The organism is Paenibacillus pabuli, from assembly GCF_039831995.1.
GTDB classification, from domain to species: domain Bacteria; phylum Bacillota; class Bacilli; order Paenibacillales; family Paenibacillaceae; genus Paenibacillus; species Paenibacillus pabuli_C.
The window spans coordinates 109,364-135,622 of record NZ_JBDOIO010000003.1 but is presented as its reverse complement, the minus strand read 5'-3'; the positions used below and the strand labels follow the sequence as shown (position 1 = coordinate 135,622).

The following is a 26,259-nucleotide window of genomic DNA, read 5'->3' as shown; positions in this document are numbered from 1 at the left end:
AGTCGCCGGCTGCAAGGAGTGATTTTGAAATGAACACCATCAAACAGCATATTATTTTCGACCTGGACGATACGCTCGTCTATTGTAACAAATATTTTAACCTGGTCCTCGGTGAGTTCTTCGAGAACATGCAGGAGTGGTTCGATAATCATGCATTAACCGTGCAGGACATTCGTGACAAACAACTGGAAATTGACGTAACCGGTGTGAACAAAGTGGGATTCGCCAGTCACCATTTTCCGGAGTCTCTCATTGATACGTATCGCTATTTCTCTCAGAAATATGCAAGAGCCACATCATTGGAGGAAGAAACGTTCCTCACGAAGCTTGGCATGAGCGTGTATGATCGAGAGGTCGAGCCTTACCCTCACATGGTTGAAACACTGGAAAGTCTGCAATCGGCTGGACATACCCTCTATCTGTATACCGGAGGCGAAACGGTGATTCAGCAGCGTAAGATCGATCAGATGAAGTTATCTGCTTATTTTGATGACCGTATCTATATAAGGCAGCATAAAAACGTTGAAGCTCTTGAAGGCATTTTGTCTTCCGGACCTTTCGACCGCAGAACAACATGGATGATCGGAAACTCATTACGCACGGATATTTTACCGGCAGTAACAGCCGGAATCCATAGCATATATATCAAACAACCAAATGAATGGCAGTACAATATTGTTGATCTTCAGCTCAATCCCGACACTTCGATGTATACCATCACGGCGCTGGAAGAAGTTCCACAGGTTATTTATGAAAATATTCAACAACAGCAACAAAAAAGGACCCTTGGTTAAGGGTCCTTTTGTTTACATCAAATCTGTGAGTATACTCGTTTTGGGTACAAGCCTATGACTCCTGCCTTTCGGCAGACAGTTTACCCGAAGATTGATCCTGCAGGATGATACGGGCCTTAACCGTGCTCCCGTCTTTACGTTTGAAGGCCAGCACCTGCGTACTTCCCTTCTCAATCAAAGACTTTAACATCGTGCTGGTTATTTTTTTGCCAACGTACTCTTTCCAGATGACAAATCCACAGCCTTCCTTAAATCGAGTACATCCATATCCTTTCTTCCCCTCGATAATCTGACCGGTACACCCTGGCGAAGGACAAGATGCCAACGGCTCACGAACACCGGATTTTGCCGGGCTCGCAGATGCTGTCTTTGCCACTGAGGTAGCCGCGTTACTCGATCTGGATACAGCCCCTGAAGGCTGACGTGATGTTTTGGAGGCTGAAGCTGCTGCTTTCGCCGTTGTTTTGGTTCCTGACTTTGAGGTTTTTGCTCCCTTGCCTTTGCCACGTCCCCCACGTGAATCTTCCCCGAATGCGTCTGCTGGTGCAGGGGCCTGTACACGTACCTTCTCAATGATGGACATGGTAAACTTCTTGACGTTCTCCATAAACTTGTCCTGGCCAGCTTCGCCTTTGGAAATCTGATACAATCTTCTCTCCCATTGTCCAGTCATCTCGGGGGAAGTTAATAGATCAACACCGGCTCGGCGGATCAATTCAATAGCCGTCCGGCCTTTCAGCGTCAGCTGCATCTTCTTGCCTTGCATCGTAATGTAACCGACATTTTTAAGCCGCTCGATAGTTGCCGCACGTGTTGCTGGCGTACCCAGTCCGCTGTCCTTCATGGCGTCACGCAGTTCTTCGTTTTCGATCTGCTTACCCGCACTTTCCATCGCTTTCAGCAAAGTCCCCTCGGTGTAGCTTTTGGGCGGTTGGGTTGCTTTCTCCTTGAACTCGCTCTTGGTACACTGAACTGGAAGCTCTGGCTGCACCGAAAACGACTTATCCGTCCATTCTTCGGCTTCTTCTTCCTCATTACTGTTCTTCTTCGTTTTTTTCTTTCCCGAGCCATTCTGCTCCTGATCCGAAGAAGGCAGAACGACTTTCCATCCGAGTGACAGCAGTTCCTTCACAGAAGTTTTGAACTGGTGCTGTTCCACTTCTGTAAGCACGGTATGCTGCTTGTACTCTGCAGGAGGATAGAAATGAGATAAAAACCGTCTGACGATCAAGTCGTAAATGTTCTGCTCATCCTTGGACAAAGTTCCTGGCCGTTTCAATGTAGGCAAAATGGCATGGTGATCCTCAACCTTGGAAGGGTTGCAGACTCCCTTGTTATTCTTATGAACCAATTCAGGTTTTGCGCCAATTGCAATTTCACTATAGGGCCCGTTCTTCAACAGATTTAATGTTTTGTGCATACCCTCAATGTTCTGTTCCGTAACATAGTTGGAATTTGTCCGCGGATACGAAATAACCTTGTGTTTCTCGTACAAGGCCTGTGCAATGTCCAGTGTCTTCTTCGCTCCATATCCATACTTGGCATTGGCTTCACGCTGCAACAGAGTCAGATCATATAACCTGTACGGATACTCCTTCGTTTGCTTTGCCTCATACTTGGTAATATGTCCGGTCTTGCCCTTCACACTGGTGGCTATCGATTCAGCAGCCTCAGCGTCCGTGAGCTTGTCTCCTTGCCGTAAACCTTTGTACTCAACACCCTCTTGACGAAACCAGGCGGCCACTTCATAAAACGTCTGTGATTGAAATGCCTCAATCTCGATTTCCCGATCATAGATCAACGCAAGCACGGGTGTCTGCACACGGCCCACAGATAACAGTGCGTTATGCCGAGTCGTAAAGGCACGTGATGCATTCATGCCAATAAGCCAATCGGCCTCACTTCGGGCGCGAGCAGCGTGGGTCAGGTTTTCGAACTCTGATGCATCCTTCAGACCGTCAAACCCTCGTTTAATGCTCTCTGCAGTCAGGTCCGAAATCCATAATCGTTTAACGGGCTGACGCAGCTTCAACTGCTGTTGAATCAATGCAAAAATATATTGTCCTTCTCGCCCGGCGTCACAGGCATTTACGATCGCTGATGCTCGTTTGGCAAGTTCCCCAATGATCTTCAGTTGATCTTTTGTTCTGGGATTTGGCACAATTTTGAACTGATCCGGAATAATTGGCAGATCGGCAATATTCCAACGTTTGTATTTCGTATCATACGCATCCGGTTCAGCAAGCCCGAGCAGATGTCCAATCGCCCAAGTGATAATGTAATGCTCACCTTCAAGATAACTGCGATTGTTTTTGGCTCTTGGTTCTATGACGGCGGCAATGGTTCGACCCATATCAGGCTTTTCCGCTATAACCAGTGTCTTCATCCGTCCATCTCTCCTCCTTCACCGTCCGCATGACGGCAAAAAGGGGCCTTCCGCCCACGGAAGCCCCTTGCTTCTGAACCCTATTATATCAGATTTTGATTCCGGGAGCATCCTCCGTGGAACAATTAGCCTGCAGCCTGTTCACTAACGGCCTGCTTTTCCCTGCATTCCCTGCATACACCCTGAAAGTCAAGTCGATGATCCGTCACGGCAAATCCGTATTGACGCTCAATCTGCTGTTCCAGACGAAGTAAGCCATCTTCCATAATTTCTTCTACTGTTCCGCACTCCGTGCAGATCAAATGGTGATGATGATGGGAACCATCTGTACTCCGCAGATCAAAGCGTGCAGCGCCATCTCCAAAATTAATTTTCTCAACAACCTGGAGATCGCTTAGCAGTTCCAGTGTCCGATACACGGTTGCCAGTCCAATCTCAGGAAACTGCTCCTTCACCAGCAGAAACACTTCTTCTGCACTAAAATGATCCTTTTCATGCTCAAGCAACACACGTACCGTAACTTCACGTTGTTGTGTTAATTTATATCCTTTGTCTACCAATTGCTTTTTAATGTCAAATATTTGTTCAGAAATGGTCTTTTCCCGGTTTCTTGCCATAGCAGGTCGCACCTCCGGATTTAAATTCTCTATTTAACGATGTCATTTGTTCTCTTATTTATAATTATTATAATCTAATAATAAATCTTTACGGGATAAAAATCAATGCTATACCGCACACTCCCCAAAATTAATTGGTAAGTCTAGAATTTACGAAACAAAAAACAACTCCCGCTAATAGCGAGAGCTGTTCTTAAGCTTCATATCTTTATGTTCGATATAATATATAAAATTATTGCTCATTTCAAGTTAAGCAAGAACGGTGGCACCCATCAAATATTTATCTACTTCACGAGCAGCCTCGCGTCCTTCATTGATTGCCCATACAACCAGACTTTGTCCACGACGCATGTCACCTGCAGCGAATACTTTATCCACATTGGTATTGTATTTGCCGTAACGAGCTTTAACGTTGGTACGACGATCAGTAGCAAGACCCAGCTGTTCAACCAGCGTTTGTTCCGGTCCATCAAATCCGATCGCGATCATTGCCATTTGCGCAGGGAATACGCGCTCTGTTCCAGGGATCGGCTGGTAGATTTTACGGCCTGTTTCATCGACGATACGCTCAATTTGAATGGTATGAAGCTCTTTGAGATTACCCTCTTCGTCTCCAACAAATTTGGTTGTCATGATAGAGAATTCACGTGGATCTTGCCCGAATAATGCTTTGGCTTCCTCTTGTGCATAATCTAATGTGTAAACGTTAGGGAATTGCGGCCAAGGGTTGTTAATGCGATCTCGTTCCATAGGTGCTTGTGTATGTGTACCGAACTGGGTTACGGTACGGCAACCGTGACGGAGCGATGTAGCTACACAGTCCGAACCGGTATCCCCGCCACCAATAACGATAACATCCTTATCTTTTGCAGAAATGTAGTTTCCGTCTTCCAGGTTGGAGTCCAGGTAACTTTTGATGCTGCCATTCAGGAAGTCCATAGCGTAATGCACGCCCTTCAAGTCGCTTCCTTCGATGTTGAATTCCCGCGGCTTCGTTGCACCACCGCACAAGACGACAGCATCATACTCGTCCACCAATTGCTGAGCAGGGATGTCCTTGCCAATCTCCGTGTTTGTCACGAACTGAACGCCTTCTGCTTCAAGCAAATCCACACGACGCTGAACCACTTTTTTGTCCAGTTTCATCGTAGGAATGCCGTACATCAGCAAGCCGCCGACACGATCTGAACGTTCATATACAGTTACTGTATGACCTGCTTTATTCAACTGAGCCGCCGTCGCAAGACCTGCAGGGCCAGAACCAACAACCGCTACGCGTTTACCCGTGCGTTTCTCCGGAGGTTGGGGAACCACCCAGCCTTCTTCGAACCCTTTTTCAATAATGGCTTCTTCAATCGTTTTGATGGTAACCGGCTGACCGATCAGGCCAACTGTACAGGATCCTTCACATGGAGCAGGACAGACGCGACCGGTAAACTCAGGAAAATTATTCGTTTTGTGCAGACGATCAAGTGCTTCTCTCCACAATCCGCGATATACAAGATTATTCCATTCCGGAATCAGGTTATGCACAGGACAGCCCGACGTTCCGCCGATCATATCTATACCTGTATGGCAATACGGGGTACCACAATCCATGCATCGTGCACCTTGTGTTCTGAGCTCTTCTTCAGCCATATGTTTATGAAACTCTTCCCAATCCTTAATCCGCTCAGCCGGCTCCCTGTCCGCAGGCAGCTGCCGTTTGTATTCCATAAATCCAGTAGGTGTAGACATCTTACGTTTTCCCCCATCCGTTCTCGTCTTAATCCCTTCATTGGCATGGTTCTATATGAAATGGATTACTCATGCTGAGTTTTTTGTCTATTGTATCACAAAAACTTCTCAAAGATATTTCAATTATAGTAGCATTTCGACAACTGAATATTAAATGGATTATCCGCATAATTATTTGTATTTTATTCATCATATCGTCAGGTTTACCTGTGGTCAATACCCTTATTCTGGAGCTATAAATAATACTCAAAAGCATATTCTAACGGTTATTATGTCGAACAAAAGAAAGAACGTCATATAAATGTGAGCTAATTTGTCATTAAAATCAACCAAGTCAGCCCCAAATACCTTCTATTTCCGAATATTAACTCGAATTTAGGGCTTTACAACGGTAAACGCCCACAACTTTTATACTTTTTTACTAGTAATGCTGAAAACCCTATTTCTGCACCCTAAATTTTCATAGCTACAAATGTTATATTCGTGTAAACCACAAAAAATAGCACGAACACGCTACATTTCAAAATAAATAAAAAGACGCTGTTCACGAATATTTCGCAAATCAGCGCCTTTCGTATTTACCGTGTCTTTTTTCACACATCACATGGAAAGCTATAAATTCTTTGAACTATCGTCTTCCCGGATAGTCTTCAGCGTTTACGTTCATAAAACTCAAACGTATAATCGTACACATTTTTTTCATCCTGCTCGCCCTCAATCTGTTCCTTAAGCTCCCATTCGGACCAATCCACTTCCGGGAAAAACGTATCTCCCTCGAACTCCTCATGGATTTTGGTAACCACCAAACGATCCGCCAGCGGGAGGAACTCACGATATACCTGTGAGCCACCGATCACACATAGCTCCTCACCCTTGGTTGCTTCCAAACCTTCTTCAATGGAATGCACAACCTCTGCCTGTTCTACCTTGTAGTTCAGGTCTCTGGTGACCACAATATTCCGGCGCTGCGGGAGCGGTTTACCACCAAAGGATTCCCACGTATTGCGACCCATAATAATGGTTTTGTTTAACGTACGACGTTTAAAGAAGGCCATATCTTTGGGCAGACGCCATGGAATCGAATTGTTCAAGCCAATAACGCCATTTTCGCCCATTGCCCATACAAGTTCAATACTCAAAATGCTACACTCCTTCTTCGAGTCTGATTATACTGCAATTGGAGCTTTGATACCCGGATGATGCTGATAGTTCTCAAACTCAAAATCCTCAAACTTATAATCAAAAATCGAATCCGGTTTACGTTTAATGATCAACTTAGGCAGCGCAAAAGGCTCACGCTCAAGCTGTGTTTTCACTTGTTCCACATGATTGGAATAGATGTGCACATCGCCACCCGACCAGATAAAATCACCGACTTCAAGGTCACATTGCTGGGCAATCATATGTGTTAGCAATGCGTAGCTCGCAATATTAAATGGCAGCCCAAGGAACGTATCCACGGAGCGCATCGTAAGCATACAGGATAATTTACCCTCTGCCACATAAAACTGAAACGCAAAATGGCAAGGTGGAAGCTTCATATTGTTAATCTCTGCCACATTCCATGCACTTACCAGATGACGGCGTGAATCCGGGTTGTTTTTGATTGAATCAATAACTGCTGCAATCTGATCGATTTTCTCTCCGTTTGGTGCTTCCCATGTTCTCCACTGTGAACCGTAAACCGGGCCCAGGTCGCCATTCTCGTCTGCCCAATCGTCCCAGATTTTCACGCCATTTTCTTTCAAATAGGCAATATTCGTATCCCCGCTCAAGAACCATAACAGTTCATGAATGACGGATTTAAGGTGAATTCGTTTCGTCGTAACAAGCGGAAAGCCTTCAGATAAGTTATAACGAAGCTGTCTGCCAAACACGGATTGTGTACCCGTTCCGGTGCGATCTCCCTTGTGTACGCCATTGTCCAGGATATCCTGTAATAAATCGAGATAGTTTTTCAAGTTGTACTCCCCCACTACTATATCTTTATGTTCACTTAAAATAAAAATAGCAACACTGGTTGTGGCAGCATCATGCGTGTTTTCCAAGCTTTACAACAGCATAACCTGCCTGCCCTCAACCTGTTTCTTCGTTGTTATAGTGTACCATATTGACCTTTAGATTGCATGATCCTTAAGCGAAACAATATATGCATAAAAAAAGGACAGATAACGCTATAACACGTTATCTGTCCCTTGATTTACGTATAATGCCGGACGAGCCCGAAGCCTAGACGGTATTAGCGGGAAATGATGTGGATCGGGTGACCCATAACCAGTTCCGCAGCTTCCATCACGATTTCGCCCAACGTTGGGTGAGCGTGAATAGTCAGAGCCAGATCTTCCAAAGTAGCGCCCATTTCGATTGCAAGACCAAGCTCAGCAATCAGGTTGGAAGCTTCCAGACCTACGATTTGGCAACCAAGTACAAGGCCGCTTTCTTCGTCAGCTACGATTTTCACGAAGCCTTCAGCGTGGTTCAAAGATACAGCACGGCCGTTACCCGCATAAGGGAACTTACCTGCTTTTACTTTGTAGCCTTTTTCTTTAGCTTCTTTTTCTGTGTAACCTACGCTGGAGCATTCAGGATCTGTGAACACAACTGCTGGCATACATTTGTAGTCAACGACAGACGGTTGTCCTGCGATCGCTTCAGCAGCCACTTTACCTTCATAAGAAGCTTTGTGGGCAAGTGCCAAACCGGATACGATATCACCGATTGCGAAGATGTGAGGAATGCTAGTGCGGCCTTGGTGGTCAACTTTAACGAATCCACGCTCGTCAACGTCAACACCGATCAGGTCCAAACCAAGCTCACCGTCCGTATTTGGACGACGTCCTACAGTAACAAGCAGGTAATCTGCAGTTACTTCTTTGGACTCACCATTTACGGAATATTTAACAGTTACATCTTTATCCGTTTGCTCAGCACTTTCAGCTTTTGCACCCGTTACAATTTCGATGCCTGTTTTCTTCATGTTTTTAGCCACAAGGCTAGTCATGTCTTTATCGAATCCTGGCAGTACAGTATCCAAACCTTCGATGATGGTTACTTTAGCACCGAATTTGGAGTACATTTGACCAAGCTCAGCACCGATATAACCGCCACCGATAACGATCAGGCTTTTCGGTACTTCAGGCAGGTTCAATGCTTCTGTCGAAGACAGAATGCGTCCGCCAAACGGGAAAGGTTTCAGTTCGATTGGACGGGAACCTGTTGCAATGATTGCATTTTTGAATTTGTAACGCGGAGATTCGTGATCGTTGAATACACGCGCTTCGTTTTCGTTGATGAACATGCACTCACCGTTGAAAACTTCAACTTTGTTGCCTTTAAGCAAACCAGCTACGCCGCCAGTCATTTTCTTAACAACGCCGTTTTTGAATTCTTGAGTTTTGCTGAAGTCCACTTTTACGTTTTCAGCAGAGATACCGAATGCTTCACCGTGAAGTGCATTTTCATATTGGTGTGCAGCAGAGATCAGGGCTTTGGATGGGATACATCCACGGTTCAAACAAACGCCACCAAGCTCGGATTTGTCTACAATCAATACGCTTTGGCCCAGTTGAGCAGCGCGGATGGCAGCTACATAGCCGCCAGGACCCGCACCAATTACTAATGTGTCGATATTGAGAGAAGCGTCGCCTACTACCATATCTTACACCTCCATAACAAGCAGCTCAGGGTTAGCGAGCAGCTGTTTAATGTAGTTCATAAAGTTTTGTGCTGTTGCGCCATCGATGATACGGTGGTCGAAGCTCAGGGAAAGCGCCATTACAGGAGCTGCTACAACTTCGCCGTCTTTGATAACCGCTTTTTCGCTAATGCGTCCAGTTCCGAGGATCGCAACTTCAGGGAAGTTGATGATCGGAGTGAAGAACATACCGCCAGCAGAACCGATGTTACTGATGGAGATTGTGCTTCCTTTCATTTCATTAGCGCTCAATTTGCCATCACGGCCACGAGCTGCCAGATCACGGATGGAATCAGCGATCATCCAGATGGATTTACGATCAGCATCTTTGATAACAGGAACGATCAAGCCGTTGTCTGTATCAGTAGCGATACCGATGTTGTAGTATTTTTTGTAAACAATTTCGTTAGCTTCTTCATCAATCATTGCATTCAGAGCAGGGAATTGACGGGAAGCTGCAACCAATGCTTTAACGATGAACGGCAGATAAGTAACTTTCGTTCCTTTTTTCTCTGCGATTGGTTTCATACGAGTACGGAAAGCAACCAGCTCAGTTACGTCCACTTCGTCCATGATTGTAACGTGAGGTGCAGTGTAAGCCGATTTAACCATTGCATTGGAAATTGCTTTACGGATACCTTTGAATGGTACGCGCTCTTCTTCAAGACGTTGGTCAGCTGCTGCCGCTGCTGGTGCTGCGGATTTTTTGTCTTCTTGAGCAGGAGCTGCGGAAGCTGCTGCGGATTGGCCGCCACCGTTTTTGAAAGCTTCAACATCTTCTTTGGTTACTTTGCCGTTGTTGCCAGTGCCGTTAACCTGAGCGATGTCTACACCTTGCTCACGAGCAAATTTGCGTACGCTTGGTGTTGCCAGAACGTCTTTGGCAGGTACTGCCGGAACGCTGTTGTTGCCGCCTTCTTGAGCTGCATCCGAGCTGGAAGCTGCTGCAGAAGAACCACTTGTGTCAGCTCCGCCTTGAGCTGCATCTTTCTCTTGTGCACCTTGGTCGCCAGCAGGCGCGTCGTCTTGCTCAGGCAGTTCGCCTTCTGCATCGATAACCGCAACAACTTCACCAACGTGACAGATTTGACCGTCTTTAGCGAATACTTCAGTAACTGTTCCGTTTACCGGACAAGGTACTTCTACTACCGCTTTGTCGTTTTGTACTTCCATGATGATATCGTCGTCAGTTACTTTGTCCCCGACTTTGATGTGCATCTTGATGATTTCGCCTTCGTGAAGGCCTTCGCCTAGTTCAGGGAATTTGTATTCAAATTTAGCCAACTGAAAAACCTCCTTGATTATGTGCTCAATCCTGAAAACAACCCTTAGCTCCAAGAACTAACTGTTACTGCTAATGCAAATAACTGTCAATCAAGGGGCTAATGGCTGTTTACAGTGCAGCCTGCGCTGCGATGTGAATCACCATACTGCGCCTTGCGGCATGTCAGATGATCAAATTAGAAATTTACGACTTTGTTAACCGCGGCAACGATACGTGCCGGGTTAGGCAGCCATGTATCTTCGATTTGTGCGAATGGATATACAGTGTCCGGGCCAGCTACACGCAGAACCGGAGCTTCCAGGTGCAGAATAGCTTTTTCATTGATTTGGGCAATGACTTCAGCTGCAACACCTGCGCTTTTTTGAGCTTCCTGTACAACAATTGCACGGTTGGTTTTCTTAATGGAAGCAACGATTGTATCGATATCGATTGGGCTAACCGTACGAAGGTCGATAACTTCAACGTTGATGCCTTGTTTTTCGAGCTCTTCTGCTGCTTTCACAGAAGTGTGCACCATCATACCGTAAGTAATGATAGTTACATCAGAACCTTCACGAACTACGTTCGCTTTACCCAGTTCTACAGTGTAATCTTCTTCTGGTACTTCTGCACGGAAAGCATGGTACAGGTTCAAGTGCTCCATGAAGAATACAGGGTCATTGTCGCGAATCGAAGCGATCATCAGACCTTTTGCATCGTAAGGGTTGGAAGGAATAACCACTTTGATACCTGGAGTTTGCGCAAGCAGACCTTCCAAGGCATCCGTGTGCAATTCTGCCGCTTTTACACCGCCACCAAATGGTGTACGGAATACGATTGGAGAATTGTATTTGCCGCCGGAACGGTAACGCATACGAGCTGCTTGAACGACCATTTGGTCGAGTGCTTCAAAGATAAATCCAACGAATTGGATTTCGGCAACTGGACGGAAGCCTTGTACACCAAGACCTACAGCCAGACCGCCAATAGCGGATTCAGCAAGCGGTGTATCGAATACACGCTCTTCGCCGAATTCTTTTTGGAGACCTTCCGTTACACGGAAAACGCCACCTACATTACCTACGTCTTCACCGAAAAGCAGTACGTTAGGATCGCGTTTCAATTCAACGCGAAGCGCATCACGGATTGCTTCTTTCATGTTCATTTGTGCCATTTGCTTCATTTCCTCCTTAAACATTGACAGTTCACATTTGAATTCATACATGTATACCGATACCCCGGAATCTGTCCCGGATGTTTATGCTTTATCGGAAAAAACTTATTGGAAATCAGCTTTTTGCTCTTCCAAGTGCTTAGGCGTTTGCTCGAACATGCTGTCGATCAAGCCTGGAATTGTCATTTTCTCGGTTTTTTCCGCTTTTTTGATCTCTTCGTTCACTTTAGCTTTTGCTTCTTCTTTCACACGCGCTGTATCTTCTTCAGTCCAAAGACCTTTTTTCTCCAGATATTTAGCGAAACGTGCGATAGGATCTTTTGCATTCCATTCTGCCTCTTCTTCTTTTGTACGATATTTGGAAGCATCGTCAGAAAGGGAGTGAGGACGGAAACGATAAGTAACAGCTTCGATCAGAGTTGCACCTTCGCCATTACGACCACGTTCAGCAGCTTCCTGAACAGCTTTGATAACTGCGAAGATATCCATACCGTCAACTTTAACACCTTTGATACCTGCTGCTACCGCTTTGTGAGCGATGGACAGAGCTGCCGTTTGTTTGGCAAAAGGAGTTGTGATAGCATAACCGTTGTTCTGTACGAAGAAGATAACAGGCAACTTGTAAACACCAGCGTAGTTCAGACCTTCGTAGAAGTCACCTTCGGAAGAACCACCATCACCTGTGTAAGTAATAACAACTTGTTTTTGTTTTTTCAATTTGTAACCCATAGCAATACCCATTGCGTGCAGAATTTGTGCACCAATGATGATTTGCGGCATCAATACATTAACGCCATCCGGAATTTGTCCACCATGTTGGTGTCCACGGGAATACAAAAATGCTTGATAAAGAGGAAGTCCGTGCCACACGAGTTGCGGAATGTCGCGATAGCCTGGAGCAATAAAATCTTCTTTTTCAAGTGCAAACTCACTACCAACCATTGTTGCTTCTTGTCCAGATACTGGAGCATAGAAACCAAGACGGCCTTGACGGCCCAGGTTTACAGCACGGTCATCCCAAGTACGGGTAAATACCATGCGGTACATAATTTCTTTTAATTGATCGTCGGAAAGTTTAGGCATCATGTCTTTGTTAACAATTTCGCCGTCAGGAGACAGCACGGACAGAGCTTCTACATCCTCCGTATACACTTCATAAGGAACCTTGCTCATTTTTTTCTTCACCTCAACAAAAAATTTGAATATCAAGTTCCGCTGTTATAATATTATTATACACCTGTTTCACTGCATACGTCAAAGATATCCGTAATTTTTTTATGTTTCCTTCCGGATTGTATGTATAACAGGGGCTTAATATTGGTATAACAGCATAATACATGATTGCGTGTTTGACCTATCCCCGCACCAGGTTAATCTTACCGTATTGCGCGGACGAATGCAAAAATAAACCGAGAAAGGTGACGTTTTATGACGGATTCCCGCTATTTGAAACGTACGATTGTTAAGGAAGAAATCGATAGCCGCTATCTTGGAGAGAAGCGCACACTTCGAATTTATCTTCCGCCAGGCTACAACGAATTACTCAGCTACCCTGTCGTTTATTGTCAGGACGGCGAAGAATTCTTCAACTTTGGTCGTATCGCTACGACTGCCAACCGTATCATTTTGGACGAGGGTGCCGAACCTTTCATTATTGTAGGTGTTCAAGTTGATGTTTCGGTTCGAACGCAGGAATATGCTCCATTCGGAAATCGATTCAAAGCATATACCGCATGCTTTGCTGAAGAGATTATTCCCTATATTGAAGAGAAATATCCTGTAAGACGCTCTCCACAGGAGCGAGTGCTTGCCGGTGATTCGCTTGGTGGCAGTGTATCGCTGCACCTTGCCCTGCTCTATCCAGATCTGTTCTCACGAGTTATCAGCATGTCCGGAGCCTTCTATTCTGCCTCACAGGAAATCTATGCGGCTGAGGAAGACTTGTCCTGGCTATCCATCTGGATGATCGTTGGTTTGCAGGAAACAGCATTTGAAGCGGATACGGGCACTTATGATTTTGTTCAGTTAAACAGGGATACACGTGATTTGCTGGAGAAACGTGGTGCTCTCGTCTCTTATCGGGAAAAGGATGGGCATCACCAATGGGGATTTTGGCAAAAAGAACTACCTGAAGCTTTGTTATATTTCCTGCAAGAGAACTAGTTGTCTCACAATACAAGCGGCTGAATCGGCCGCTATTTTTTTATGACAGTTGATAACGCTTACATCTATATTCATAAAAGAAGCAGGAATCTCCTGCTTGTCTCAAACTGCTTTCTTTTTGTAACAAAATTCTGTTCCACTTTAGATCAGGCGAGTGAATGGTCATTTTGAATCTGCTCCAAAAGTACGTTACATCCCGCTTCTACGAGCCTGTACACTTCTTCAAAGTTACCTGTGAAGTAAGGATCCGGCACTTCTCGTAGTGATTCATTCGGTAGAAGATCCATGAATTTTATAATATCCGCTTCGGCTCCGCCCGTAATTTTACGCACATTAGCAGCGTTGGAATCATCCATACAGACAATATAATCAAATTGATCAAAATCAGCACTTTCGAATTGCCTTGCAGCCATATTGGCGTAAGAAATCTGGTATGAATCAAGCAGATTGCGAGTGCCTTCATGCGGAGGCTTGCCGATATGCCAATCTCCTGTGCCAGCCGAGTCCACCTGAATCTGGTGTTGAAGTCCCCGTTCCTCGATCTTGTGACGCAATACCGCTTCTGCCATAGGTGATCGGCAAATGTTACCGAGACAAACAAACAAAACATGTATCATTATTACTCCCCCTTGCTTAACGTGCGCTTAAGTGCAGACTGTGAAGGCTGTGTTGGAACAGCTTCCGGACTTACCAATGAACGGCGAGGAAGCTTCCATTTATAATGTACAGAACACATCCGGAAAAACACAACTGCTGCAAAACATATCAACAGCCCCACATTCGTGGTAAACCATCCCATGCCTATTACAAATCCGGCTGTCATAGCCCATACCGCATAGATTTCGTCACGCAGTACTAGTGGCTTGCGACCTGCAAGCAAATCCCGTATAATTCCGCCGCCGATCCCCGTCAACACTGCAGCAACAATCACCGCGCTGATGGGATGTCCCATATTGGCAGCATACAGACCGCCTTGGATGGCAAACGCCGCCAGCCCGATCGCATCAAACAAGGCTTCGGTCCGCTTCCAGTGACCAATCCACTTCAGAGGCAGTAAGAACGCCACCGCAACAGATACCAGTGCGAGCATGATTAGTCCACCCTGACTCCATAGCGTAGTGACAGGCACCCCAATCAGAACATTACGAACAACCCCACCACCAAAGGCTGTGACAAGCCCCAATACGAGCACACCCAAGATATCATATTCCTCTTCCATTGCCACGAAAGCACCAGACATTGCAAAAGCAACGGTGCCTATAATGCTGAACACTTCAAAAATGTGCAAGTCCAACCTGTTCAAACCTCACTTTTCAAGTCATCTCCATGTCGCTCTACCCATTGTATCCGCGAGGACTGAAATTGTGCAACCACATTTTGTGTTTTATACTGAGAGCATTCGTGAATACTATGAAATGATGTAATACGTTCTACATTAATAGGAAGGATGAATTGGAATGACTACGAAACGCATTGTAATTTTTACAGGCGGAGCGCTCTCTCCTCGGTTTATTGAAGAAATTAGACATGATGATATCGTGATCGCAGCCGATCGAGGAGCACTGTATTTAATTGAACATGGCGTAAAGCCTCATATAGCCGTTGGAGATTTTGATTCCATTACCGAACAGCAATTGCTAATGGTACGTGAAAATAGTGAGCGCATGATTACTGTTGATCCTATCGCGAAGGATTGGACAGACACTGAGATGGCCTTTGAAACAGCACTCGACCACGAACCTACCCATATTCTGATGCTTGGAGCTACCGGGACTCGGCTGGATCATACCTTGGCCAATGTACATATTATGGTTCGTGCCATGCAGCATCATATCTTCTGTACCATTCAGGACGAACACAACTATATGATGCTGACTACATCAAAAGCAGAGGTGGAGGACCGGGGATATGAATACATTTCCTTACTGCCGCTCACCCATGAAGTTACGGGTATTACGCTCGACGGCTTCCTGTATCCTCTTGATAAAGCTACGATACGGATGGGACAATCTTTGGGAATAAGCAATAAACTGCTTGGAGCTTCAGGTACGGTATCTATAGATAGTGGATTGTTGCTTATTATACAGAGCAAGGACTAACACTCTTTTCGAAGCAGTTATTACGTTTTTGTAACCTGTGATTTAAACGTATTAATAGATCCAATCAACAAAAGACCCTTGATAATCAAGGGTCTTTTTTATTTTCCTGTCCTAAAACATTAGTCAACGATTAATTTTTTGACATTTTTAATTGTTTTTTAATAAAGAAACCCAAAGCTAAGCTGCACAAGGGATTACAGCGATGTATCCAATTTCTAGGCTGTTACAAACCTGTTATACTCGCTCTAGCAACTTAACGAAAACGAATTTTGGAGGTAACAAACAACATGAAAACAAACATCTTGGTCCAAAAGGCCGTAACCGTCGGGTTGTGTGCTACATTAGGTTTTGGAGCTGTATTAATGACACATGCACCGGTTGCACAAGCAGCAACTGCATCCGTATCTACTGGACAACAAATCGTAAACTACGGCAAAAAATTTACTGGAACACCATATAAATTTGGCGCGTCAACGTCCACTACGAAATATTTTGACTGCTCTTCTTTTATGAAATATATCTTTAAGAAGTATGGTGTAGATTTGCCACGTACGTCTGTGAAACAATCCAAAGAAGGTAAAGCTGTATCCAAGGCAAACCTGCGTGTAGGAGACCTGGTATTTTTCTCGAGCGGCAGTCGTTCCACGGGTTCTAACGTAACTCATGTTGGTGTCTATGCAGGGAACGGCAAAATTCTGCACACTTACGGATCCCCGGGTGTTACCATCTCGGATCTGAATTCCGGTACTTGGAAAAGAACATATATTAAAGCTCGCCGCGTACTGTAGTTTTATCAACTTGTACGATAGACAGGCAGTTGGGGCCGGATCTTTGATCCGGTCCTTTTATATTTACCCGGATTTCTCAGCTGTACAAACAGGTGCATTTTGTTAATCTAACGTTGAATTGTTACTGGAATCGTCGTTCATTAACTGGTATAAAGCATATAGCCGATTCCACGAACCGTATGGATCAGTTTAATATCTCTGCCTTTATCAACCTTTACCCGCAAATGTTTAATATACACATCCACTACGTTGGTATCCATCGCAAAGTCATACCCCCACACTTCCCTTAGAATTGTGCCCCGCGTACACGCCTCATTCACGTGCCTGGCCAAAAACTCCAGCAGTTCATATTCTTTCGGTGTCAGCATGAGATACTCCCCCGCACGGCTTACCCTGCGTGAACGGAGATTCACTTTAAGATCATGCACGACGATGACTTCTTCATCCGTTCGAGCTGCATTCGCAAAGACACGAAGTAAATTTCGTATTCTCGCCATCATGACTTTCCATTGAATAGGTTCAATAATCACATCATTCGCGCCTTGATCAAGCCAAGCTACCATCTGTTCAGGGGTTGCAAGTGATGTAATCACGATAATAGGAACAATGCCTTCCTTCTGCTCCATTAGCCATTGCAGTTCCTCCACGATTGGATTGTCATGATTCTCATCCACCACCCTGATGATCATAGTGCTGGTTTCCAGCCCAGAGTCCTGTTCCTGATACAGTTCTTCCCATGTAATATTTGAAACGGAGTAACCTTCTGTACACAACACTTCCATGTAAAAGTTCGTTCGGTCTTCATCGCCAATCAGTAAAATGGACGTTTTCATCTCGATTCACCCGGCCTGTCTCAAACCGCTGTCAAGGTGTGGGATGACTCATTTGCTCCTCATTTGCTCCTCATTTCCACCTGAAGGACAGCAATCTGTTGTTTGTTTAGCATGCCGTAAAATGAAAAAGTCCATTCCCCTACAGGGAACAGACTTGGGAAAACATCCAATGATTTAACCGAAGTATCGATGAACGAGTGTACGTGCTTCAGCAGTATCTTTCGTTCCATGAACCAGAACACGTCCATCCTGAAAAATAACCAGCCGATGTGCCCCTGTGGTAAAAGAGATCAGGAACGGATTGACTTCCACAGATCCTTCATCAAGCCTGCTCAGTCGCTCTGCCGTCTCTTGAAGATTCAGCTTCATTGCACGAGATGGGCGAATCTGTACCGTATCCCTACCGCATAAAACATCGGTTTTCTCCAGATTGGCAGCGGAGAGGTAAGGAAATGTAGCTGCATTTCCGCAGGAAGGACAATCTGCTTTCTTGGCTCCATCCACGTTAATGGATATGTATTCATTCCGCCATACATCAAACGACAACAGCTTACGCCGCAGCGCACCCTCATTACCGCTAAGAAGCTTCATCGCTTCTGCTGTCTGATTCGCCGTTACCATCTGCACAGCCTGCGGGATGATCCCCGATGTATCGCATGTATCTCCGCCGAGCGGGACCTCGCCGAGTAAACAGTTTAAACAAGGGGTATCCCCGGGCAGGAACGTATACGTGATTCCATAACTCCCTACACATCCTCCATAAATCCAGGGTATGCGATATTTCTGGGACATGTCATTAATTAGCAGCCTTGTATCAAAATTATCTGTGGCATCCATGATGAGATCTGCATTTTGAATTAAATCCTCCAACTCGTCTGCACGGACATCCATCATCTTGCCTTCGATGACAATCGAGGAGTTGATATCGAGCAGGCGTTTTTCGGCTGCCATCGCCTTGGGCATTCGCTGAACAGCATCCTGTTCAACATAAAGCTGCTGCCGCTGCAAATTGCTCCATTCCACATAGTCCCGGTCTGCAATCGTAATATGTCCAATTCCTGATCGGGCCAGCGTCTCCGCTATTCCGGTTCCCAGTGCACCAGCCCCCACAATAACGACTCTGCTGTTGCTCAGTCTCCGTTGACCTTCCTTGCCAAGCGGAGCATATCGTTCCTGTCTGGAATAACGATCGCTCTGCTCGGTTGAATTTGTTTCTTCTATCATGTATGAACCATTCCTTCCGCCGGACTGCTGGCTGCCGCATAACGCTTAACGGGTATCATACCTGCTTCATAAGCCAGTCTGCCCGCCTCAACACCCATCCGCATCGCTTTTGCCATTGTAACAGGGTTCCCCGAGCCGGACACGGCCGTGTTCAGCAGCACACCATCTGCCCCCAGCTCCATGGCATAAGCTGCATCTTTGGGGGAACGTAATCCTGCATCCACAATTACAGGAACAACCGCTTGCTCTATTATAATTTCCAGGTTGTACGGGTTGATAATACCTCTTCCTGCTCCAATCGGTGAAGCACCTGGCATGACAGCATGAACCCCAAGCAGTTGCAGCCGTTTGGCTAAAATCACATCATCCGAAATATAAGGCAATACGATAAATCCTTTTTCCAGCAGGATCTCGCAAGCCTTGTACGTTTCGATCGGATCTGGTAGCAGTGTGATTCCATCTCCGATCACTTCTACTTTTATCATATCACAAAGTCCTGAGGCCCGGGCAAGTTCAGCAGTTCGGACCGCCTCTTCTGCATTGGAAGCACCCGCGGTATTCGGAAGTAATGTGTATCGCTTCAAATCAAGTGTATCGAGGAAGTGGCGTTTACCCCGCTCTTCCAAGTTCAGACGTCGTACGGCAAAAGTCAACACTTCGGTTCCTGATGCTTCTACCGCTTGACTCTGTACGTCCAAATCTTCAAATTTGCCGGTACCCAATAACAATCTAGAATGAAATGAATGATGTCCTATTTTCAGCATGTTTTAACCGCCTCCCACAAAATGTACGATCTCGATTCGGTCTCCGTCTCTTAATACGGTCGAGGCGTGGTGCTCCCTCATCAAAATTTGACGGTTTAACTCAACCACCACGGTTTTCACCTGCAAATTAAAGGATTGCAGCAACTGATCCACATGATTCAGTTCGTCATCAACCTTCATGCTCTGCCCGTTTACGATGATGTTCAATGTATGATCTCCTTTCTGCTTAAACGCTCCGGACACAATTCATCTATGCCGAGTTCTTCGGAAGAATGGCCAGCAATCAAATCAGCCATCAGGCTGCCGGTTATTGCGCTCAGTAAGATACCGTTTCTATAATGTCCAAACGCAGTATACAACCCTGGAATGCTGTTACAAGCTCCTAGATAAGGCAAACCGTCAGGGGTTGCAGGTCGGACCCCTGCCCACGCGCGTAGGAACTGGGCTTGCTGAATTCCAGGGACCCAGCTTGCTGCGGAAGCGAGCAGTTCTTGTATTCCTTCCACAGTAACGACCCGGTCCGAACGACCCGGTAAACTGGTAGCTCCAATCCAGACTTCTCCATTTGCTTTGGGAACAATGTATACATTATCTGCATAGACCGTCTTGTCAGGTCTGTAATCTGCATCATGTTCTGCATATTGAATTGCTGCGATTTCACCTTTCACCGGAATAATCGGCATTTGAAGACCTACCTGTTTCAACATTTCTCCACCCTGTAAGCCTACTGCGACAACAACATGTTTACACGTCATTCTTCCAATGGATGTCTCCACACCCTGGATTCCATTCGCGTCCGCAGTTAGACTTACATCCTGTACACCTTCTATTACTTTGGCTCCCAGGGTTTGAGCAGCCCCGGCATAGGCACGTGCCAGGTTGACAGGAAGAAGCTCACTTTCTGAAGCTCTATACAGAGCTCCGTAAGTCTTTCCGCTTATCCATGGGGCTTCACGATGAAGAATGGAATGATCCCACCAGATTTGCTCTGTCAGCGAATCAGCACACCTTGTATCTTGATACTTGTTCATCTCGTCTTCGTTACGAAATGGTGTAACAAATCCATGCTGCTGGAGACCCATTTCAATACCGCTAAGCAGATGAAGCTGTTCTTTTTGTTGATGCAGTAATGTTCTGCTTTCACGTGCAAGCTTCGACATCACAGTAGTATGGAATGCCTCGCTGTCTGCAGCTAACATGCCCGCCGCCGCACTAGACGTCTCACTTGCAATACGGGAACGCTCAATCAAGATCACTTCTTCACCTCGTGAAGCTAACTCATACGCTATGGCACAACCAATAATACCGCCCCCCACTACAATGGTTTCCGCATGAAGTTTACCCCGGATTTCTCCGCGTATTTGGCTTGCAAAAGCTGCTCCATTTCGGTAAAGGCTACCACTTCTTCTTCGGCCTCTTACTTCTTCGCTCATTCATTCACCTCCTCGGTTCATTCATATTCTAGCGACCAATAGCCTGCCTTAAGGCAGTTCCTGCGGATTCCGGATTATCACTAGCCCATACGGATGAGATAACCGCAGCTCCCTTGGCTCCGGCTGCACGTACAGCAGCTATGTTTGCCGGTTCAATGCCGCCAATAGCGATGACGGGAATGGAAACTGCTAAACATACCTCTGTAAGTGCAGATAGTCCTCTCGGCTTGATTCCAGGTTTGCTGGCGGAAGAAAATACATGACCATAAAAGAGGTAATCCGCTCCCCGTTCTTCAGCCTCTCTTGCTTCGTTAAGAGAATGAACCGAAACACCGAGACGAAATCGATCGTTATTGTTCAGGCTGCTACCTTGAGTAGCTGCCACGTTGTACTGCCCCCAATGAATCCTTTGAATGAATAGATGTGTATCCAACTTGTTCAGCTCACTAAGACCATTGATCACGATCCTGTCAGCTGGAATTCCTGCGTTTAGCAAACTGTAGGCCCATTGAATTTTCTGCTCAGTCGTTAGATGTTTCTCCCGAATGTGGATATAGTCAAACCAAGGCCATACAGCTTGTGCAGTCTTCACGAAACGTTGTTCATCCCCTAACCCTGGCGAAACAGCATGCAGTTCAAATGAAAATGAATTCCCACGTGCATTAGAGGTATCCGTTTGAATTCCCCTCCTTACCGTCACAATATGTAACTACAAAAAAGCCACTCCCTTAGGGGAGTGGCCGCGATAATATGTCCTGTTAGTTAAATGAGCTTTACATGCCAGTTGTCAGGTATACAAGCTATTAGATTATAGCCGTCACATATACGAGATACCTGCAAGTTCCACTAGTGAGCATTCACATTCGCTACAAAATCGAATATCAATTGGCCCATGTCATTAACTAAAACGCGCCACTTCCCTACGCTGGTATAATCCAGATCAGGTGCAAAGGGTCCGGAATCGCATTATTCCATCTCAGCCGCAACGAGCGGCCCCCCTAGTGATCGTATGAAGTTGTAGCCTATGTTACCATAGACACCTTTTTTTGTCACCGTCGATTTTTTAAAACCAATGTTAATGATGTTTTGAATAAAAAGCACTTACCGCACTTCGTAACACCTAGTTTTTCTCAGACCAGGCTTCAACGTCCCATGTCTTGGTGACCCAATCCTGATAGAATTCAGGTTCATGGGAAACGAGCAAAACTGTACCTTTAAACTCTTGCAAAGCTCGTTTTAGCTCCGCTTTTGCTGTTACATCCAGATGGTTCGTCGGTTCATCAAACAGGATCCAGTTGCTTTCACGCATCAGAAGCTTGCACAAGCGGACTTTCGCTTGTTCTCCCCCGCTAAGTGCACTCAGCGGACGGGTAATATGCTCGTTTTTCAAACCACACCGGGCCAAATGCCCTCGTACTTCGTTCTGCGTCAGGTGGGAGAATTCGTTCCATACATCTTCAATAGGCGTAATATTCCCAGCCCGGACTTCCTGTTCAAAATAAGCCGTCTCCAGATAATCTCCCAGGAACGTTTTACCACTAATCGGCGGTATCTTGCCTAATATGGTCTTAAGAAGTGTCGACTTACCAACACCGTTACATCCAACAATGGCTATTTTCTCACCACGTTCGATTGTCATTGTCATTTTAGGCAGCAAAGGGTAGGAGTAACCAATCTCAAAATCAATTCCCTCAAACACAGTTTTGCTGCTGGCACGGGCATCTTTGAATTTAAATGTCGGTTTTGCTGCTTCATCCGGGCGATCGATTCGTTCAATCTTGCCCAGTTGCTTCTCACGGCTTTTGGCACGCCCGGAAGTGGAGGCTCTGGCCTTATTACGCTGAATGAAATCTTCCTGTTTCTTGATATATTCCTGCTGTTTCTCATAAGCATCGATATGTTGTGCTTTCTGCATATCAGCCATTTCGAGAAACTTGTTATAGTTGGCGGCATAACGCGTCAATTTAGCAAATTCCAGATGATAAATAACATTAACGACTTCATTCATAAATTCCGTATCATGTGAAATCAGGATAAATGCATAAGGGTAATCTTTCAAATAACGTGTCAGCCATTCAATGTGCTCCACGTCCAGGTAGTTCGTTGGTTCGTCCAGTAAAAGGGCCGTCGGTTTCTCCAGCAACAACTTGGCGAGCAGTACTTTGGTCCGTTGTCCTCCACTTAGTGAAGCAACGTCACGATCAAGCCCAATCGCGGACAAGCCGAGGCCGTTCGCCATTTCTTCCACTTTTACATCGATCAGATAAAAATCACCCTGCTCCAGTTGTTCCTGGATTTCACCCATTTCTTCCAGCAGTTTTTCCAGCTGATCGGGGTCCGCATCAGCCATCTGGTCTGTAATGGTCATCATTTCTTTTTCCAGCTCGAGTAGTGGCAGGAAGGCATCTTTTAATACGTCACGGATGGTTTTACCAGGAGTCAGCTTGGTATGCTGATCCAAATATCCGTAACGAACTTTTGGTGTCCACTCCACTTTCCCGCTGTCTTTCAGCAATTTTCCAGTCAAAATATTCATTAAAGTGGACTTTCCTACACCGTTTGCCCCGACCAGGCCTACCCGCTCTCCCGCAAGTAAACGAAAAGATACATTTTTAAATAACGTACGGTCTCCAAAATTGTGACTGACGTTCTCTACTGACAATAGACTCATAAGATGAGGTTGCTCCTATCTATTTAACATTACTTTTTATTCGGTATTGTTGATACCGGTCAAGTTCTGAACTGAACCCCTATTTTAGCACAGGACCCGCCTTTTCTGAAAGTAATGTAATAGCGCAGCTGCCCTTCTCAGTGAACGACTTCGTTAATGTAACAATTATATTCAAAATACCCAGCCGCCGCGGCCTGCTTCGTATCAGTAAAGACTTCTTCGGCCCGAAAGTTGGTCTGACAGGTTGCTGGATAATAATACTTAATGCCGGTAGAAGGGTCTACACCTCCGATCACTGCTGTTTTTTTAACCAACCGGCCGCCACCAATGGCATATGTATTCACCTTCTGGTTCCCTACAGGCAAACCCTGAATAAAGGCCATGATACCCGTATCCGTAATCGTATTGTACCAATCTTCCTGTGAAATAAGAGGCAGGGTAAACGTATAGGATATCCCATTTCTTCTTGCAAACTCATTATGCCGATTAATGACTTCGGCGAGCTTCTCCTGTACGCTCATGACGATACAAGTTTGTCTGACCTGCTCAAACGAATCTGAATCTTGCAGCAATGGTATCCCAGTAGTCGAAGCAAGTTCGCTTTGAAAACCTTCCATCCATTTACCCTGAATGGCATCATATGCATACACGTAACCGTCGAGTGTAAAATTAATGCTGCTCCCGTCTGCATCTGAATATGTATAGGGCATTTTAGGACTCCATACCTGGTGGTACGAATCATCAGTCTCACCAGTCATCTCTGCTTCTTTAGCCAAGATATAATACCCATCGTAATCAAGTACAACTATGGCGGGTATATAATCGAACAGTGCTTGTATCGCATGAGGATCATCATATATGCCCATATTTAAGGCTATCGTCTGAGTGAATGTCTGCAGTGCCAGTTCTTTATCTGCCTTTACGAATTTGGTGGAATCATAACCCGCTTCACTGTTTTGCTTCTCATTCTGGTGCATGACGGTTCCAGCATCCAATACCGCTGTTTGGAGGGCCGATCTATACCTTTGACTTAGAACCTGGGCGTCTTCCGCATCTTGAGTATGACGAGAAACGATCCAAAAGAAAGGCAAAAATATTAGAACAAACACAATGGACAAATCAGTAATCTTCATTAAGAACCATGCCTCCATAACTGGTAAACACTGCTGCTGCAGGGGCTGTACCATTCAGCCACTCGCGAATCAGCATGGCCGGTGTGCGATTGGTATTTTTAAGTGTAATCGTGAAAAAGTCACCTATGGTCAGTGTATATCTGCGGCGTGGATCATCGGCTGCGTACGTTCCCGAGACAGGGAACATTTTTTCTAGGATTTGAGCTGAGTAGTATGCATCCTGTACCGTCTCGTACGTTCCTGTAAATGTACTTTGATCCACAGGATCCGTGTAGTGAGGGACATATTTTTTGTGCAGGTGTTCAATCGTAATCTCATAAACATTGCCTGTTCGTGCCAGCTGCTCTTCAAATTCGGCATACATTCCAGGAGAAATGTAACCTTTCGTTCTGACCGAATCCACAAAACGGGTAACCGTCTGATATGTGGTCATTCGCGCTATATCGTCTTGTCGATCTGCAATTTCCGCCGTCGGATATACATATAGCAGAAGTACTGCCAGCATAACTGCTAGCAGCTTGGATACAGCATTTATCAATTGATACTGGCCTCCTTCCAAAACGCAATCATAAGCAATTCTCCGCTATCATTCCTTATAAACTCCGGCCTATAGGACGCGGATACAGGAACAGGTATGGTCGCACTTCTGTTGATAAGCGGGTCTATCGTATATGTCTTCCCGTCTACCTGCAGTTCGACCGCTGTACCAGTCATTTGTCTTACCGTATGTAACACTTCAGCTCCGCTGTAACGGAGTGGTTTGCTTATACTTAATGTCGTATTGATTCTTCCTTCCATGTCTTCATTCGTGTGCATGCTGGAACTCAAAGCACTGGCCAATACGCTAACGCTTTGTTGTCCATACAGACAGGCTGTTACAAACAGGACAATGGCGGTACAAAACAACATGAGTTGCTGTGTATTTTTTGACAATGGAAACCAACTCCTGTCAGGATTGCTGGAAGATTAGTCCTCTGACCACATTTGACTTGTCCTTAACGATAACTGCCTTGAACTTTCCACTTGGGTTAACGTACTGATTGTCCTTCTCGCTCATGGTCTGGTTAATACTGCCCACTTTGCTATCTGGAGCGATGACCGAACCGTAATCCGCATTGTTAATGTCCTGGGAAATGTTTAATTCATTGCCATACCACTGACCACCCTTGTTTTTTCCTGTAATGACCTGGATACCAAATTGATCTTTGTCCGCATATTTACGCAGCGCGTTAGTAACTTGAGACCCACTGATCGTTGTCCCGTCATACACCGTAAAAGCTGCCTGCGACAATTCTGTCTGAATGTCCGCAAAGTTGTTTTGCGCCGTTTTGGTCGCCTCCTGAGCAGAAATAAACAACAGCACCACAATTGTAATAAGGGCAATCGTCAAAAAGATCCCTGCTGCTACCTTTAAAGCACTTGAAGCATTGTTCATATTAAAAACCTCCTATATTTTGATAAAAAATTGTATATCAGACTGAACAG

General features: G+C 45.5%; 26 protein-coding genes and 1 riboswitch. Of the genes, 4 read left to right on the top strand and 22 right to left on the bottom strand.

The annotated features are described in order from the left end of the window. The first annotated feature begins 29 nt into the window (after positions 1-29). Positions 30-794 (top strand): HAD family hydrolase, encoded by a 765-nt coding sequence (locus tag ABGV42_RS02960; RefSeq protein WP_347380303.1) that lies wholly within the window; start codon positions 30-32, stop codon positions 792-794. Between the two features lie 52 nt (positions 795-846). Here ABGV42_RS02960 and ABGV42_RS02955 read toward each other — a convergent pair whose 3' ends face one another. The 9 genes from ABGV42_RS02955 to pdhA all read right to left on the bottom strand — a co-directional run bounded on the left by ABGV42_RS02955 (position 847) and on the right by pdhA (position 12,839). Beyond that, on the bottom strand, positions 847-3,180 hold the full coding sequence (locus ABGV42_RS02955) for a type IA DNA topoisomerase (protein WP_347380302.1): 2,334 nt from the start codon (positions 3,178-3,180) through the stop codon (positions 847-849). A gap of 125 nt (positions 3,181-3,305) precedes the next feature. Then, a complete protein-coding gene (locus tag ABGV42_RS02950; RefSeq protein WP_347380301.1) occupies positions 3,306-3,797 on the bottom strand; it encodes a Fur family transcriptional regulator in 492 nt (163 codons plus the stop codon). Between the two features lie 249 nt (positions 3,798-4,046). After that, entirely contained in the window at positions 4,047-5,534 is a 1,488-nt protein-coding gene (locus ABGV42_RS02945; protein ID WP_095286483.1) for a glutamate synthase subunit beta, read from the bottom strand. A gap of 650 nt (positions 5,535-6,184) precedes the next feature. After that, the gene (locus tag ABGV42_RS02940; RefSeq protein WP_347380300.1) at positions 6,185-6,673 is read right to left on the bottom strand and encodes a dihydrofolate reductase; all 489 of its coding nucleotides are present in this window, start codon (positions 6,671-6,673) and stop codon (positions 6,185-6,187) included. A 27-nt stretch (positions 6,674-6,700) separates the two neighbouring features. Continuing rightward, positions 6,701-7,495, bottom strand: a complete 795-nt coding sequence (thyA, locus tag ABGV42_RS02935; protein WP_347380299.1) for a thymidylate synthase — start codon at positions 7,493-7,495, stop codon at positions 6,701-6,703. A gap of 278 nt (positions 7,496-7,773) precedes the next feature. After that, a complete protein-coding gene (lpdA, locus tag ABGV42_RS02930; RefSeq protein ID WP_153979013.1) occupies positions 7,774-9,189 on the bottom strand; it encodes a dihydrolipoyl dehydrogenase in 1,416 nt (471 codons plus the stop codon). A 3-nt stretch (positions 9,190-9,192) separates the two neighbouring features. Beyond that, complete coding sequence (locus ABGV42_RS02925) at positions 9,193-10,512, bottom strand: dihydrolipoamide acetyltransferase family protein (RefSeq protein ID WP_347380298.1); 1,320 nt, start codon at positions 10,510-10,512, stop codon at positions 9,193-9,195. A gap of 176 nt (positions 10,513-10,688) precedes the next feature. Continuing rightward, positions 10,689-11,666 carry an alpha-ketoacid dehydrogenase subunit beta gene (locus ABGV42_RS02920; RefSeq protein ID WP_347380297.1) on the bottom strand — a complete coding sequence of 326 codons (978 nt, stop codon included), beginning with the start codon at positions 11,664-11,666 and terminating at the stop codon, positions 10,689-10,691. A gap of 105 nt (positions 11,667-11,771) precedes the next feature. After that, positions 11,772-12,839, bottom strand: coding sequence for a pyruvate dehydrogenase (acetyl-transferring) E1 component subunit alpha (pdhA, locus tag ABGV42_RS02915; RefSeq protein ID WP_175399014.1), 1,068 nt, complete (start codon positions 12,837-12,839; stop codon positions 11,772-11,774). Between the two features lie 255 nt (positions 12,840-13,094). Between pdhA and ABGV42_RS02910 the strand changes: the two genes are divergently transcribed. Then, positions 13,095-13,829 (top strand): alpha/beta hydrolase, encoded by a 735-nt coding sequence (locus ABGV42_RS02910; protein ID WP_347380296.1) that lies wholly within the window; start codon positions 13,095-13,097, stop codon positions 13,827-13,829. Between the two features lie 146 nt (positions 13,830-13,975). Here the strand turns inward: ABGV42_RS02910 and ABGV42_RS02905 are convergent, their stop codons facing one another. Beyond that, positions 13,976-14,446 carry a low molecular weight protein-tyrosine-phosphatase gene (locus ABGV42_RS02905; protein ID WP_347380295.1) on the bottom strand — a complete coding sequence of 157 codons (471 nt, stop codon included), beginning with the start codon at positions 14,444-14,446 and terminating at the stop codon, positions 13,976-13,978. Between the two features lie 2 nt (positions 14,447-14,448). Further along, entirely contained in the window at positions 14,449-15,117 is a 669-nt protein-coding gene (locus ABGV42_RS02900) for a trimeric intracellular cation channel family protein (protein WP_347383123.1), read from the bottom strand. A gap of 169 nt (positions 15,118-15,286) precedes the next feature. Here ABGV42_RS02900 and ABGV42_RS02895 point away from each other — a divergent pair, with 169 nt between their 5' ends. Both ABGV42_RS02895 and ABGV42_RS02890 read left to right on the top strand, forming a co-directional pair. After that, complete coding sequence (locus ABGV42_RS02895; protein ID WP_347380294.1) at positions 15,287-15,928, top strand: thiamine diphosphokinase; 642 nt, start codon at positions 15,287-15,289, stop codon at positions 15,926-15,928. Between the two features lie 287 nt (positions 15,929-16,215). Further along, positions 16,216-16,716 (top strand): C40 family peptidase, encoded by a 501-nt coding sequence (locus ABGV42_RS02890; protein WP_347380293.1) that lies wholly within the window; start codon positions 16,216-16,218, stop codon positions 16,714-16,716. Between the two features lie 140 nt (positions 16,717-16,856). Here the strand turns inward: ABGV42_RS02890 and ABGV42_RS02885 are convergent, their stop codons facing one another. The 11 genes from ABGV42_RS02885 to ABGV42_RS02835 all read right to left on the bottom strand — a co-directional run bounded on the left by ABGV42_RS02885 (position 16,857) and on the right by ABGV42_RS02835 (position 26,209). Next, a complete protein-coding gene (locus ABGV42_RS02885; RefSeq protein WP_347380292.1) occupies positions 16,857-17,549 on the bottom strand; it encodes a response regulator transcription factor in 693 nt (230 codons plus the stop codon). Positions 17,550-17,723: 174 nt separating this feature from the next. Further along, positions 17,724-18,773, bottom strand: a complete 1,050-nt coding sequence (locus ABGV42_RS02880) for a ThiF family adenylyltransferase (protein ID WP_347380291.1) — start codon at positions 18,771-18,773, stop codon at positions 17,724-17,726. Next, the gene (locus ABGV42_RS02875) at positions 18,770-19,537 is read right to left on the bottom strand and encodes a thiazole synthase (RefSeq protein ID WP_347380290.1); all 768 of its coding nucleotides are present in this window, start codon (positions 19,535-19,537) and stop codon (positions 18,770-18,772) included. Before ABGV42_RS02875 ends, ABGV42_RS02880 begins: the two co-directional genes overlap by 4 nt. Before the next feature lie 3 nt (positions 19,538-19,540). Next, entirely contained in the window at positions 19,541-19,744 is a 204-nt protein-coding gene (gene thiS / locus ABGV42_RS02870) for a sulfur carrier protein ThiS (protein ID WP_347380289.1), read from the bottom strand. Continuing rightward, positions 19,741-20,970, bottom strand: a complete 1,230-nt coding sequence (thiO, locus tag ABGV42_RS02865; protein WP_347380288.1) for a glycine oxidase ThiO — start codon at positions 20,968-20,970, stop codon at positions 19,741-19,743. Before thiO ends, thiS begins: the two co-directional genes overlap by 4 nt. Before the next feature lie 28 nt (positions 20,971-20,998). Continuing rightward, the gene (locus tag ABGV42_RS02860; protein ID WP_347380287.1) at positions 20,999-21,562 is read right to left on the bottom strand and encodes a thiamine phosphate synthase; all 564 of its coding nucleotides are present in this window, start codon (positions 21,560-21,562) and stop codon (positions 20,999-21,001) included. A gap of 308 nt (positions 21,563-21,870) precedes the next feature. Continuing rightward, positions 21,871-21,980: riboswitch (TPP riboswitch) on the bottom strand. A 110-nt stretch (positions 21,981-22,090) separates the two neighbouring features. After that, positions 22,091-23,641 carry an ABC-F family ATP-binding cassette domain-containing protein gene (locus ABGV42_RS02855; RefSeq protein ID WP_347380286.1) on the bottom strand — a complete coding sequence of 517 codons (1,551 nt, stop codon included), beginning with the start codon at positions 23,639-23,641 and terminating at the stop codon, positions 22,091-22,093. Positions 23,642-23,778: 137 nt separating this feature from the next. After that, positions 23,779-24,774, bottom strand: a complete 996-nt coding sequence (locus tag ABGV42_RS02850) for a hypothetical protein (protein WP_347380285.1) — start codon at positions 24,772-24,774, stop codon at positions 23,779-23,781. Then, positions 24,761-25,312, bottom strand: coding sequence for a hypothetical protein (locus tag ABGV42_RS02845; RefSeq protein WP_347380284.1), 552 nt, complete (start codon positions 25,310-25,312; stop codon positions 24,761-24,763). The genes ABGV42_RS02850 and ABGV42_RS02845 overlap by 14 nt, the downstream gene beginning before the upstream one ends. Next, on the bottom strand, positions 25,309-25,707 hold the full coding sequence (locus tag ABGV42_RS02840; RefSeq protein ID WP_347380283.1) for a hypothetical protein: 399 nt from the start codon (positions 25,705-25,707) through the stop codon (positions 25,309-25,311). The genes ABGV42_RS02845 and ABGV42_RS02840 overlap by 4 nt, the downstream gene beginning before the upstream one ends. A 16-nt stretch (positions 25,708-25,723) precedes the next feature. Further along, on the bottom strand, positions 25,724-26,209 hold the full coding sequence (locus tag ABGV42_RS02835) for an ABC transporter permease (RefSeq protein WP_175399029.1): 486 nt from the start codon (positions 26,207-26,209) through the stop codon (positions 25,724-25,726). Positions 26,210-26,259: the final 50 nt, after the last annotated feature.